This window comes from Streptomyces sp. NPDC042336, from assembly GCF_055581985.1.
The window spans coordinates 415,169-428,349 of record NZ_JBVJEA010000005.1 but is presented as its reverse complement, the minus strand read 5'-3'; the positions used below and the strand labels follow the sequence as shown (position 1 = coordinate 428,349).

The window sequence follows — 13,181 nt, the reverse complement described above, 5'->3', positions numbered from 1 at the left end:
GACTCCGGAGGCTCTGCCGAGCAGTGCGGAGTCCGCGCCGGTCGAGCAGCCGCAGGTGCAGCAGCCCTCGGCCGGCCAGGAGCAGGAGAAGGACGGCGGCGAAGGCGGCGGCGACAAGGACGGCGGCGGAGGTGGCGGCAGCCCGTCCAAGAAGCCCGCCAAGCCGGCCGCGAAGCCGGTGGTCCCCGCCCAGAACATCCTGCTGCGGAACACCACCAGCCACATGTGCGCCGAACTCCCCGGGCGGGAGAAGGGCGTGGCCGACGGACCCGTTCAGCAGGCCGTCTGCGACGACACCGACGGGGACAACCAGATCTGGGACCTCGAGGTGAAGTACGAGAAGGGCGGGCCCGGCGGGGCGCCGCTCTTCCAGATCCGGAACATCAAGGACAGGTTCTGCATGGACCTGCCCAACCACGGGTCCGCTGCCGTGGGGACGCCCGTCACCGAGTTCCACTGCGACAGCACCACCTCGACCGACAACCAGCTCTGGTGGGTCGACAAGCAGGAGAGCGGGGACTACTGGATCCGCAACTTCGCCAGCAACCAGAAGTGCCTCGGTGTGGAGGGCGCGAACGGCGGCGCCCTCTTCTCCAAGATGGTGCTCGACAACTGCAGCAACGTCGACGACCAGGAGTGGGAGATCATCCACCCGAAGAAGGGCTGACGGCCGGGGCCCGGGCGGTCCCGGCGGTCACCAGCCGCCTTCGCCCGGGACCAGCCGGCCGGCCTTGCGGTACTCACGGCGGGCGCCCTCCAGGAGGTCGTCCGCCGTCACCATGTCGTCGCGTCCGGCGGCGAGGTACGCGGCCGTGACGACCGCGCTGCGGATCGAACCGCCGGCCAGCTCGAAGTCCCGGGCCAGCACACCCGGGTCGATGCCGTCGGAGGACGGGACCCGCGACAGGCTGTGCCGCCACAGCGCCAGGCGCTGCTCGACGTCCGGGAACGGGAAGTCGACGACCAGGTCGAGGCGCCGGGTGAACGCCTCGTCGATGTTGGCGCGCAGGTTGGTGGTGAGCAGGGCGATGCCGTCGAAGGACTCCAGCCGCTGGAGCAGGTAGGCGCTCTCCATGTTGGCGTACTTGTCGTGGGCGTCCTTGACCTCGGAACGCTTGCCGAAGACGGCGTCGGCCTCGTCGAAGAGGAGCACGGCGTCCGTGCGGTCGGCCTCGGTGAAGATGCGCTCCAGGTTCTTCTCGGTCTCGCCGACGTACTTGTCGACGACCGACGACAGCTGGACCACGTACAGGTCGAGGCCCAGGTCGGCGGCGACCACCTCGGCCGACAGCGTCTTGCCGGTGCCGGACTCGCCCGCGAACAGGCCGAGGACGCCCCGGCCCCGGCCGCCGCCCGCGCTGAGCCGCCAGTCGCCCAGGACCCGGTCGCGGTGGCGGGCGCGCAGGGCCAGCTCGCGGAGCTGGACCAGGGGCTTGTCGGGCAGCACCAGGTCCTGCCAGTCCACGTCCGGCCGGATCCGGCGGGCGTGGCTCTCCAGCCCGGAGGCCGACTGGCGTCGGGCGGCGAGCCGGACGTGCTCGGCGCCGACCGGCGTGCCGTCGAAGGCGGCAAGGGCCTGGGCGGTGTGCGCGGCCCGCTGGATGCGGTCGCCGCCGAGCCGGTACGGGGCGACGGCCGTGGCCAGGTCGAACCCGTCGGCGTCGGCGCCCAGCGCGGCCCTCCAGACGGCCACGCCACCGGCCCGGCGGCCGGGGGCGTCCAGGACGAGCGGGTCGGCGGGGGCCCAGTGCGGGTCGTAGGGGCGCGGGTCCGTCATGAGTACGGTCACGCCGGTCGCGGCGGTCAGCGCCCGCACCAGCGGGCCCGGCTTCTCGGGCAGGCCCGACACCACGATCGCCCGGCCGTCGAGGCGGCCCTCGCGCAGCAGCTCGGGTACGTGGTCCTCGGGTGCGCTGCAGCGCAGCGCGTCGATACCCGCGGCGTCCAGGACGGTGGCCAGCGCGGCCAGGCCGTCACCCTCGCGCGGTTCCCGCAGATAGGCGGTGAGCGGGCCGTCCTGAAGGCGGGCGGCCAGGCGCCGGACGAAGACCTCGGCGTCGCCGCCCGCGGCGGGCAGCGGGCCCGGCATCGGGAGCAGCAGGCCGAGGAGCGCGGCGTCCGGGGTCTCGTCGCCGAGGAGGTGGCCGATGAGCCGGTCCGGGACGCGCAGCGAACGGGTCAGGAAGGGGCGCTCGGGTTCCTCGACCTCCAGCAGGCCGAGGGTGCGCAGCGGGGCCGAGGCGTGGAACCGGGCCCTGGCCGTCGCCAGGTGCGCGGGCACCCCGCACAGGTCGAGGGCGAGGCCCACGGTGGCGCGGCGGCGGCTCACGTCGTTGTTGAGGTAGCCGTAGAGCGGCTCGAACGTGCGGTCGACGTCGGGGGCGAGGGCGACGAGCAGGGCGGCGGTGTCCAGCTCGGTCAGCCCCTCCCGCCCGGCCAGCCGGGCCAGCCGGTCCCCGGGGCCGGCCGGAGCGCCGGCGGTCACGGGCTCCACGGCCGCGGCCACGGGCTCGGAGCCGGCCGACGGCCAGGTGCGCAGCAGGTGGTGGACGGCCTCGTCGGGCAGGTACAGGCCGCGCAGCGGGTCGTCGGCCGTCGGGTCCTCGGCGGTGCGGTGCTCGACCAGCGCGGCCACCCGGTCCCGCAGCGCGTCGAGCCGGGCCAGCAGCGCCCGGGGGGAGTCGCCGGGACCGCCGGGCGGGTCGGCGGCCGGTGCGCCGGCCGGGGAGGCGGTGGCGGGAGCGTGGATGCGGGCGTGGGTGTTCGGGGTCGTCACTGTCGTCACTGTCGTTTCGTGCGGCCGTCCGTCACGGCCTTGCGGGCCGCGCGGGCCGCCGCCACCTGGTGCGGCCGGTGCGAGCGGCCCTCGGACATCGGCGGGTCGCCCTCGACGCCGCCGATCCGGACCGTCGCGCCCTCGGTGACCGGGGGCCCGGCGTCGTACTCGGGGTAGGCCGGGAAGGGCGCCGTCACCACCAGGTCGAGGGACGGCTTCAGCTCGCCGCCCAGGGCGGACCAGATCTCGGCGAGGGAACGGGACTCGGTCTGGACGCCCGCCACCGTCATCGGCACCGGGAGGCCCATCGAGCCGAGCGCGCCGGGGAGTTCGTAGGGGGGCAGCTGCTCACGGGGCAGCAGCGTGGCCAGTACGGCGGACAGCAGCCGGTGTTCGTCCTGCGGGGTCTTCGTCCAGGCCGTCACCAGGTACGACAGGCGGAACCAGCGGGGCGGCTGCCGGCGCTTGACGACGATGTCGTCCTGGTCGCGCACCGCCACCTGGCCGCGGTGCCGACGGCCCACGTCCTCGCGGATGTCGTACAAGTAGGCGTTGACGACGGGGGCGTTGCGCCGGGCCGCCCAGTCACGGGTGGGTGCCTCGAAGGCCACGTCGATGCCCGAGTCCGTCAAGGCTCCGCCCTTGAGGAGGGTCTTGAGGACCTCGTCCACCTCGTGGATCACGCTCGCGCTCCCGCCCTGGCCGCACTTGAGTCCGCACGGTCCGCCCGCTGCCGCCGGTCACCGGTGGCTGCCACCGATGCCCGTCACCGATCGTTCCTCCGGTCCGTCCCGGCCGCACGCGCGCCGGGGACGACGGACGGGCAGGATGCCCTGCCCGCGCGGACCGGAGGGTCCGCCCTCGATTGCCCGTTCGGTCAGATGTAGCCTTCCCGGAGGGCATACGCCACGGCATGCGCGCGGTTGCGCAGATGGAGCCGTGTGGTGAGTCCGTGCATGACGTTCTTGACGGTGCGTTCGGAGTAGGACAACTTGCCGGCGATCTCTCCGGTGTCGAGACCCTCGGCGACCAGCCGCAGGACGTCCACCTCTCGGGGTGCGAGGCCCAGCGAGGGGGCGCCGGGGCGTCCCGCCGCGCCCCGGTGCAGGGTGCCCACCTGGCTGATGAGCCGGCCCAGCAGGTCCGCGGGCAGGTCGCCGTCGCCGCGCGAGGCGGCCAGTACGGCCTGCACCAGCCGGTGGGCGGTGGCCTCGTGCCGCCAGACGATGGCGCCGACGCCGCACTCGACGACGTCCAGCAGTTCGCTCTCGCGGATCGCACCGATCACCAGCACGGCACGCGCGCCCTCGCTGCGCACGATCCGGCGCAGCCGGGTGAGCGCCGCGTCGTCGAGCGCGTCCTCGATGAGCAGGGCCACCGTGCCGGGCCCCGACTCCTCGCGCAGGTCGATCTCCGGGTGCCGGCGCAACTGGCTGACAGCGCCCTCGCGGCTGATCGGGTCCGGAGCGGACACCGCCACCGGGACCCGCCGGTCGACGACGCCGACCGCCTTGCCCGCGCCGTGGGCGGTGGACGTGGTGGAAGTCATGGATGTGGTGGTGTTCCGGGGTGAGTTGAGCAACCGTTTCCCCCCTGTTCACGTGCCCGCTGTCCAGCACAGGCCGGTAGCGGATGTGCGTGTTCCACACTTATGGGGCTGCTGGGACTTCGCAATCGTGGAGCACCACGAGGCACACCACGAGACCAGCGGGACGACCGCCACGAGCGGCCGCCGTGCGGGCGTCCCGGCAGGTCAGCGGGGTACCGAGCGGAGACGGGGACCCGTGGGGCCGGTCGCGCGCCACCGTGACCCGCGCCACTTCGCACCACCGTTCACCGCGGTCGCTCGTCTCACACACCGGGGGAGCACCATCCACCACAGGAGGCACCGATGACCGGACCGCTCCGTGAACGCGACGACGCCCACGCGCTGCTGGCGGCCGAGATCGAGCGCGCACGGGCCGGCACCGGCCGCCTCGTCCTGCTGCGCGGCGCCACCGGCACCGGGCGCACCGCCGTACTGGAGACCGCCGCCCGGCACGCCGAGGACCGCGGTCTGCGGGTGCTGCGCGTGCGCTGCTCGCCCGAGGACACCCCGGTGCCCTTCGCCATGGTCCTCCACCTGCTCGGCCCGGTACCGGAGTTCACGGACACGGCGCCCGGCGGCGACGACCGGGGCAGCGCGGCCCGGCTGTGGCGGCTGCTGCGCTCGTACGCGGCCGAGGGCCCGGTGCTGGTGGCCGTCGACGACGTCCACCTCGCCGACGACTCCTCGCGCCGCTGGCTGACGGAGGCGGCCCGGCACGTCGACCGATTACCAGTACTGCTGGTCGCCACCGAGCGTAGCCAGTACGACGTCGAACCGCGGCCCGCCGGACTCACCCAGGCGCTGTCGCCCTCCCTGGTGCGCACCCACACCCTCGCCCCGCTCAGCGACCGGGCGGCGGCCGGGCTGGTCCGCGATGCCTTCCCGGACGCGCCGGCGCGATGGGTCGAGGAGTGCGTGCGGGCCGGCGCGGGCAGTCCGCTGCTCCTGCACGCCCTGCTGGACGACCTCGGCGGCACGCCGCACCCCGACGGCGTCCCGCCCGTGCCGGACAGCTGCGCCGCGCTGTACCCCGGGTCCTACCCGGCCGCCGTCTCCTGGTGGCTGAAGAGCGCCGGCCCGGCGACGGCCGACGTGGCCCGCTGCCTCGCGGCCCTGGAGCAGGCCTGGCCCGCGGGCCCGCCGGAGCGCCGGGGCGCGCTTCGGCATGCCCTCCCACACCCGCGGACACCGTCCTCGAACACGGCGTACGCGCAGACACCGCCGCCGAATGCCGCCTACCGGCAGGCACCGCCGTCGGACGGTGTGTACCGGCAGGCACCGCCGTCGGACGGCGTGTACCGGGAGGCGTCACCGTTGGGCGGTGCGTCCCCGCAGGCGTCGCCGTTGGACGGCGTGTACGGGCAGGTGTCGCCGTTGGGCGGTGCGTCCCCGCAGGCGTCGCCGTTGGGCGGTGCCTACCCGCAGCCGTCTTCGGCGGACGGTGTGTACCGGCAGGCACCGCCGTCGGACGGTGTGTACCGGGAGGCGTCGCCGTTGGACGGCGTGTACGGGCAGGTGTCGCCGTTCGGCACCGCGTCCCCGCAGGCGTCGCCGACGGGCGGTGCGTACGGGCAGGTGTCGCCGTCGGGCACCGGGTCCTCGCAGGCACTGCCGTCGGACGGTGCGTATCCGCAGGCACCGTCTCCGGATGCGGCGTACCAGCGGGTCTCGTCGTTCGACACCGCGCGTCGGCATCCTCACGAGGCACCGACGGCGCGTTCGCGTCGGCCCCGGGACATCGCGCCGGGCTGCCGGGACGTGTGGAGCGCGGGTCCGCGGACACCGCTGCCCGGCGGGCCCGGCGCGGAGCTGCCGGAGCACGGCCCCTACCCGCACCCAGACGAGTCCGCCGGACCCGCCGACGGGGCGCCGTACCCCGCGTACGCGGTCCACGACCCGTACGACGGACGGCCGCAGGACGCACCCGGTGCCGTCTACGGCCGTACCGAGCCGCCCGCGCACGCGCCGCACCGGACGACGCTGTGGCGCACCCCCTCCCCGCCCCCGGCACAGGGGTCGGCCGGTGACCCGGTCGACGTGCTCGCCGAGGCGGCCGGGGCCGATCCCGCGCGGATCGAGGGCTGGCTCGCCGCCATGACCCGGCTCGGACTGCTGCGCCCCGACATGGGCGGCCGCCCCCGCTACGCCCACCCGCTGCTGCGCGACGCCGTGCTGAGCGGCTGGCCCCGGCCGCGCCGCGAGGCCGTGCACCGGGCGGCGGCGGAGGCGATGCTGCGCCGCGGCGACCGGGTCGAGGCGGTCGCCCGGCACCTGCTGCGCACCCCGGCCGTCGGCCGGTCCTGGACGCTGCGCGTCCTGCGCGACGCCGTGACCGTCGCCGTGCACGACGCCCGGCCCGCCGACGCCGTCCGGTACCTGCGCCGGGCCCTGGACGAGCCGCTCACCGACGACCTCCGGCAACGGCTGCTGACCGAACTGGGCTCCCTGGAGTACGCGTCGGCCGACACCCCCGCCGCCATCGCACGGCTCGCCGAGGCCCAGCACCTGCCGGCCGACCCCCGCAACCGGGTGCGTACGGCCGTCGCCCTCGGCACCGCCCTGGCCGGCCGCGGCGAGATCCGCACCGCGATGGAGGTGCTGCGCCGCACCGAGGGCCGGCTGTCCGGGCACCACCCGGGCTTGGCCCGCACCGTGCAGACCGCCACCGCGCTGCTGTCCGACGAGGACCTGGCGACCCGGCAGGAGGTGTACCGCTGGCTGTGCGAGACCGGCCGGCACTCCCCGGAGCTGGTCGGCACCGCCGGACAGGCCCTGCTGGTGCGGTACGCGGCGACGGCCGCGCTGATCTCCGCCGACGAGGCGATGACCCGGGTACGGGACCTGCTCGCACAGCCCACCGACCCGCTCGCCGAGCCCTTCCTGCTCGGTACGGCCGCCGCGGTCGCCCAGTGGGCCGACGAACTCGACGAGGCCGAGCGGCTCGTGGAGCGCGGCCTGGCCGGACAGCACCCCGCCCTGCTGCACCCGATGCAGCACGCGCTGCTCAACACCCGCGCCGACATCGTTGCCGCCCGCGGCGACCACGCCCGGCTGCTCGCCCTCGCCGCCGACACCGGGCCCGGCCCCGGCCCCACCAACCGGGACGCCCACGCCCTGATGGCCCTCGTCCACACCGGCCGCAGCGACGAGGCACTGCGCCACGCCGACCGCTTCGACCTGCGCGAGGTGCCGGAGAACTGGGAGCTGAACCGCTTCCTGTACGCGCGTGGAGTGCTGCGCGCCGCCACCGGCGACCCGGCGGGCGCCCTGCACGACTTCCTGGAGTGCGGGCGCCGGCAGGCGGCCCGCGAGGTGATCAGCCCCGTCGTCACCCCGTGGCGGACCGCCGTCGCGGAGTGCCGGCTGGCGCTGGGCGGCGGCCCCGAGGCGCTGGCCCTGGCGACGGAGGAACTGCGGCTGGCCCGGGTGTGGGGCACCCCCCGCACCGTGGGCCGCGCCCTGCGTGTGCTGGGCACCGCGACCGGCGGGCGCCGCGGCCTGGAGCTGGCCGAGGAGGCCGTACGGACCCTGCGGGACGCGTCCGCCGACACCGACATGGAGCTGATCCCCGCGCTGCTCGCCCAGGGCCGTCAGCTCCTCGACGCGGGCGAACGCGGACGCGCCCGGGCCCGGCTGCGCGAGGCGGCGGAACTGGCCGAACGCAAGGGCGCCCTGCGCTGGCTCACCCTGGCCGGGCAGGCCCTGCGCGAAGGCGGCGCCCGCGGCTCCGTGGCGTCCCGCACCGGCGCCGGAGCGCTGACCGGCAGCGAGCGCCGGATCGCCGAACTGGCCGCCGACGGCCGCACCAACACCGAGATCGCCGACCTGCTGCACCTCGCCCGGCGCACCGTGGAGACCCACCTGACCAGCACCTACCGCAAGCTGCGGATACGGCGCAGGACGGAGCTGCCGGGCGCGCTGGAGCGCGGCCCGCGCCGGGAACGGGAGCCGCACCCCGACACCCGGTGCTGAGGACCGCCGGTGACCCGCGCACTCCTCACAGGGCGCGCAGCAGCCGCCCGATCTCCATCTGCTCCGTCTCCAGCGGGTCGCCGTCCTCGACGTTCCACAGGCTGTTCTGCAGCACGCGGCCGAGGGACCAGGCGCGGGCCCGCTCCCGGTCGAGGCCGAGGACGTCGGTCATGGCGTCGAAGCGCCACCGGGTCTCGGCCGGGTCGTAGCGGTTGTCCAGGGCGGGCAGCAGGTCGAACCCGGGGTCGCCGGCCAGCGGCTTGGGGTCGATGGCCAGCCAGGGCGCGCGGTCCGCGGCGAGGACGTTCTCGTAGTGCAGGTCCCAGTGCAGCAGCCGGTCGCCCGGCTCGTCGGCGACCTCGCGCACGGCCGCGGCGCAGTCGGCGACCAGACGCCGGTCCGCCGGGTCCGGGATGCGCTCCAGGGTGCCGGGCGTCCGCTCCAGCATGCCCCGCGCGATGTCCCCGAGGCGGCGCACGCCGGGCGGCGCGGGCGTCGCGGTGAGGTGTGCGAGCAGCCGGGCGATGACCAGGACGGCCTCGCGGGAGTCCCCGACGTGGCTGAGCATCCGGCCGGCGTCCAGGCGCTCCAGGAGCATGGTCCCGGTGGCCGCGTCGTGGTCGAGCAGCCGCACCGCGCCGTCCCCGCCCCACACCCGCAGGGCGATCGGCTCGCCCTCGGTCTCGTGGTCCAGGATCTGGAGCTTCAGCACGGCCTCGGTGCCGTCGGCGCGCACGACCGGCAGCACCAGCGCCGCCCACCCGTGCATCGACGGCCCGTCCAGCCGCAGCTCCCACCGCTCCAGGAACCCGGACGCCAGCGCGGGCAGTCCTTCGACGAAGGCCCGCCCCGCCTCCCCGTTGTACTTCGCCTGTGAGGCCGCGAGCCCCTCGGGTACGTCGATCACACCACCGGACGCTACCGTCGGGCGCCCGCGCGGTCACGCGGATATCCGCTCAGCCCACCGGCTCCCGCACCGCCCGGTCCGCCGGCACCCCGTGCTTGGGCGCCTTGGCCGTCACCATCACCCCGGCGACCACCGCGGCCAGCAGCATGACCCCGGCGGCCACCCAGATGGCGACCGTGTACCCGTGCACGATCCCCTCCCGGACGATCAGCTCCCGCTGGGAGGGATCGGTGAGGTGTGCGGTGATCCACGACGCGCTGGTGCTGGTCGCGATGGTGTTGAGCAGCGCCGTGCCGATCGAGCCGCCCACCTGCTGCGAGGTGTTGACCGTCGCCGAGGTCACGCCGGAGTCCTTCGGGGCGACCCCCGCGGTGGCCGTGGAGAACACCGGCATGAAGGTCAGGCCCATGCCGAGGCCCATCAGGAGCAGCGCCGGGAGGATCTCGGAGACGTACTCCGAGTGCACGGTGATCCGGGTGAGGATCACCATACCGCCGGAGGCGAGGAGCATGCCGGGGACCATCAGCATGCGCGGGCCCACGTGCGGCAGCAGCCGGGCCGAGATCTGGGTGGAGCCCACGACGATCGCGGCGGTCAGCGGCAGGAAGGCCAGGCCGGTCCGCACGGGGGAGTAGCCGAGGATGACCTGGAGGTAGTAGGTCATGAACAGGAACAGCCCGAACATGCCGATGACCGCCAGCATCATCGTCAGGAAGCAGCCCGCGCGGTTGCGCTCCCGGATGACGTGCAGCGGCAGCAGGGGCGTCGGCGCCCGGGTCTGCCACCACACGAAGGTGGCCAGGAGGACCACGGCCAGCCCGAACAGGGCCAGGACCAGCGGGTCGGTCCAGCCGCGCGGCTGGGCCTCGCTGAAGCCGTAGACGAGGGCGACGAGACCGCCGCAGCCGAGGACCACCCCGGGCACGTCGAGACGGGCGTCGGCGTGCCCGGGCCGGTCGTGCAGCAGCGCGAACGCGCCGATCACCGCGACGATCGCGATGGGGATGTTGACGTACAGGCACCAGCGCCAGTTCAGGTACTCGGTGAGCACGCCGCCGACGATGAAGCCGATCGCGGAGCCGCTGCCCGCCAGCGCGCCGTAGATGCCGAAGGCCTTCCCGCGCTCCTTCGGGTCGGTGAAGGTCGTCGTCAGCAGGGACAGCGCGGACGGTGCGAGGACGGCGGCGAAGACGCCCTGGAGGGCGCGGGCGCCGAAGAGCATCGCCGAGGTCGTGGCGGCGCCGCCGATCGCGGAGGCGGCGGCGAAGCCGATCAGCCCGATGACGAAGGTGCGTTTGCGTCCCACCAGGTCCGCGACCCGCCCGCCGAGCAGCAGCAGACCGCCGAACGCGAGGGTGTAGGCGGTGATCACCCACTGCCGGTTGGCGTCGGACATGTCCAGGTCGCGCTGGGCCGAGGGCAGCGCGATGTTCACGATGGTCGCGTCGAGGACGACCATCAGCTGGGCCAGCGCGATCACCACCAGCCCCCACCAACGGCGGGGGTCGGCCTCCGCGGATGCGGCGGGTCCACCTGTCCGGGAGCCACTCATCTGGCCAGAAGACCACGGTTCGGGATGGGTCGCATCCTGGTGCGCGGGCCCGTGCCGCCCCTCGTCGGTCATGGCTCCAGGACCACCTTTCCGGTCGTCCCCCGGTTCTCCAGGGCGCGGTGCGCGGCGGCGGCGTCGGCGAGCGGGAAGCGCCGCACGGCCGGGATGAGCCGCCCCTCGGCGGCCTCGGCGAGGGCCCGCAGTTCGAGGGTGCGCATGGGGTCGGTGCCGCCCGCCTTCGCCATCATCACCGGGCCCAGCACCTGCTGGGAGACGCCGTCGACGAGGTAGGGGGTGCCGTCGTGCAGGCCCTCGCCCGACCAGCCGAAGACCAGGTGCCGGCCGCCGGGTCCGAGCAGGGCGACCGCCTCGCGTGCCACGTCCCCGCCCACGCCGTCGAAGACGACGGTGGCCGCCCTGCCGCCCAGGTGGGCGCGGACCTTCGCCGGCCATCCGGAATCCCGGTAGTCGACGGCGAGGTCGGCGCCGTTCGCGGCGACGAGCGCGGTCTTCTCCGGGCCGCCGGCGAGCCCGACCACGGTGGCGCCCGCGTTCTTCGCGTACTGCACCAGCAGCGTGCCGATGCCGCCCGCGGCGGCCGGGACCACGGCCACCGAACCGGGACCCAGCTCGGCGAACTGCAGGATCCCCATCGCCGTACGACCGGTGCCGATCATGGCGACGGCCTGGGCGAAGTCCAGGTTCGCGGGGATCTCGTGGACGCGGGCGACGTCGGTGACGGCGAGTTCGGCGTAACCCCCGGGGGCGAAGCCGAGGTGGGCGACCACGCGCCTGCCCAGCCAGCTCTCCGGTGTGCCCGCGCCGAGGGCGTCGACGACGCCGGCCACCTCGCGGCCGGGGACCGTGGGCAGTTCGGGAAGCGCGGGCGCCGGGCCCCGGACTCCCGCGCGCAGTGCGGTGTCCAGGAGGTGGACGCCCGCCGCGCGGACGGCGACGCGGACCTGGCCGGGTCCCGGCTCCGGGTCCTCCACCTCGTCCAGGACGAGGTTGCCGGCCGGGCCGAAGGCGTGCAGACGGATGGCGTGCATGACGGTCCCCCAGGGGAAGAGTGCGCTGCTGCGGACTGCTGTGGGCCCCACCCAACGACCTCAAGCGTGCTTGAGGTCAAGCTCGCGCCGGCCGAGGGCGAGGGAGACCGCCGTCAGGGCGCTGTTGAAGGAGACCTCGGAGAGCAGACCGGGCGAGGCGACCTGGTCACCGGCGAGGTAGACGCCGTCACCGCGGTCGACGGCGGGCCGGTCGCGCCAGGTGGTGCCCGGCAGGTCGACGGCGCCGGTACGGCCGTTCGCGACCGCGTCGCGCCGCCAGGTCAGCCGCTCGCGCCAGCCGGGGAAACCGAGGTCGAGCAAATGCTCGGCCCGCGCGGCGCCGTCGGCCTTCGACTCGTGGGGGGCGAGCGGGATCTGGCCCTGGATCAGCTGCTCGCCCGCGGGCGCGAGCGTGCGGTCCTGCGCCGTGAACCGCTCGATCCACCCCGGCGCGTCCAGGTCGGAGACGGCGAAGGCGTCGCCGCGCCGGGTCCGTACGGCCAGGTCGACGAGGGCGGTGCGGCCGCTCGGCCAGGTCAGCGAGGGGTCGTCCAGCAGGCGGCGGGCCGCGTCGAGGGAGGTGGCAACGATGACGGGGGTGTCGGTGGGCAGCGTGTCCACGCGGGAGACCGTCTCCATCCGGACCCCGAGGTTCCAGGCCAGGGCGGCCATCCGGTCCACGACCCCGCCCCAGCCGCCGCGCGGGTAGTGCGCCTCGGGCGGCAGCTTGGCGGCCCGCCGCAGCCGCTCCTGCACGAAGGCGGCGGACAGCGAGCCCGGATCGTGGTGGAACAGGGCGACGGCGCAGTAGTGGGCGGCGGCCCGGGCGCCCTCCTCGCCCGCGATCCCCGTCGCCCAGGTCAGGAAGTCGGTGTCGACGGGCGCCGGCCCGACGCCCCGGCGCAGCAGCTTCAGCATGGCGAACGGCGGGGTGCGGCGCAGCGCTCCCCGGTGGCGCAGCCGCAGCCGGGCGGCCTCCAGCGGAGGGATGGGAGCGAGCGGGCCGATCAGGTCGCGCCGGCGCAGCCAGGCCCAGTGCGGGCCGCCGTTGTAGAGGGCGTGCGGGCCGTCGTTGGTCCGGTAGGGGCCGTCGGCGGTGCGGGCCCGGCCGCCGAGCGTGTGGTGGGCCTCGTGGACGGTGACCTCGGCGCCCGCCTCGGCGGCGGTGATGGCCGCGGTCAGTCCGGCGAAGCCGCCGCCGATGACGGTGATGCGATGCATGACTCGGGTTCTCCCTCGGGTCGGGGTCGCGGTCGGGTCGCCTGCGCGGCGCCTGTCTGCCCCTACGACGGCCGAAGGGGTGCCGGATGTGACATTCGGCCGGGAGAAGTGACGTC

The 13,181-nt window shown here is 75.2% G+C and carries 9 protein-coding genes; 2 read left to right on the top strand and 7 right to left on the bottom strand.

Features of this window, described 5'->3' with window-relative positions; genetic code table 11:
* A partial coding sequence (locus ACZ6IM_RS14825; RefSeq protein ID WP_469556796.1) for an RICIN domain-containing protein occupies window positions 1–667 on the top strand: 667 nt, incomplete at its 5' end.
* Between the two features lie 27 nt (window positions 668–694).
* Here the strand turns inward: ACZ6IM_RS14825 and ACZ6IM_RS14820 are convergent.
* The 3 genes from ACZ6IM_RS14820 to ACZ6IM_RS14810 form a co-directional block, all read right to left on the bottom strand.
* On the bottom strand, window positions 695–2,776 hold the full coding sequence (locus tag ACZ6IM_RS14820) for an ATP-binding protein (RefSeq protein ID WP_469556794.1): 2,082 nt from the start codon (window positions 2,774–2,776) through the stop codon (window positions 695–697).
* A gap of 5 nt (window positions 2,777–2,781) precedes the next feature.
* Window positions 2,782–3,459, bottom strand: coding sequence for a Pvc16 family protein (locus ACZ6IM_RS14815; RefSeq protein WP_052839086.1), 678 nt, complete (start codon window positions 3,457–3,459; stop codon window positions 2,782–2,784).
* 194 nt (window positions 3,460–3,653) lie between these two features.
* The gene (locus ACZ6IM_RS14810) at window positions 3,654–4,325 is read right to left on the bottom strand and encodes a helix-turn-helix transcriptional regulator (protein WP_469556791.1); all 672 of its coding nucleotides are present in this window, start codon (window positions 4,323–4,325) and stop codon (window positions 3,654–3,656) included.
* A gap of 342 nt (window positions 4,326–4,667) precedes the next feature.
* Between ACZ6IM_RS14810 and ACZ6IM_RS14805 the strand changes: the two genes are divergently transcribed.
* Complete coding sequence (locus tag ACZ6IM_RS14805; RefSeq protein ID WP_469556789.1) at window positions 4,668–8,336, top strand: helix-turn-helix transcriptional regulator; 3,669 nt, start codon at window positions 4,668–4,670, stop codon at window positions 8,334–8,336.
* Between the two features lie 25 nt (window positions 8,337–8,361).
* Here ACZ6IM_RS14805 and ACZ6IM_RS14800 read toward each other — a convergent pair whose 3' ends face one another.
* The 4 genes from ACZ6IM_RS14800 to ACZ6IM_RS14785 all read right to left on the bottom strand — a co-directional run bounded on the left by ACZ6IM_RS14800 (window position 8,362) and on the right by ACZ6IM_RS14785 (window position 13,065).
* Window positions 8,362–9,243 carry an aminoglycoside phosphotransferase family protein gene (locus ACZ6IM_RS14800; RefSeq protein ID WP_469556788.1) on the bottom strand — a complete coding sequence of 294 codons (882 nt, stop codon included), beginning with the start codon at window positions 9,241–9,243 and terminating at the stop codon, window positions 8,362–8,364.
* A gap of 49 nt (window positions 9,244–9,292) precedes the next feature.
* The gene (locus tag ACZ6IM_RS14795; protein ID WP_052839091.1) at window positions 9,293–10,795 is read right to left on the bottom strand and encodes a DHA2 family efflux MFS transporter permease subunit; all 1,503 of its coding nucleotides are present in this window, start codon (window positions 10,793–10,795) and stop codon (window positions 9,293–9,295) included.
* 68 nt (window positions 10,796–10,863) lie between these two features.
* Window positions 10,864–11,844 carry a zinc-binding dehydrogenase gene (locus ACZ6IM_RS14790; RefSeq protein ID WP_052839092.1) on the bottom strand — a complete coding sequence of 327 codons (981 nt, stop codon included), beginning with the start codon at window positions 11,842–11,844 and terminating at the stop codon, window positions 10,864–10,866.
* A 60-nt stretch (window positions 11,845–11,904) separates the two neighbouring features.
* Window positions 11,905–13,065 (bottom strand): NAD(P)-binding protein, encoded by a 1,161-nt coding sequence (locus ACZ6IM_RS14785; protein ID WP_469556785.1) that lies wholly within the window; start codon window positions 13,063–13,065, stop codon window positions 11,905–11,907.
* Window positions 13,066–13,181 lie beyond the last annotated feature (116 nt).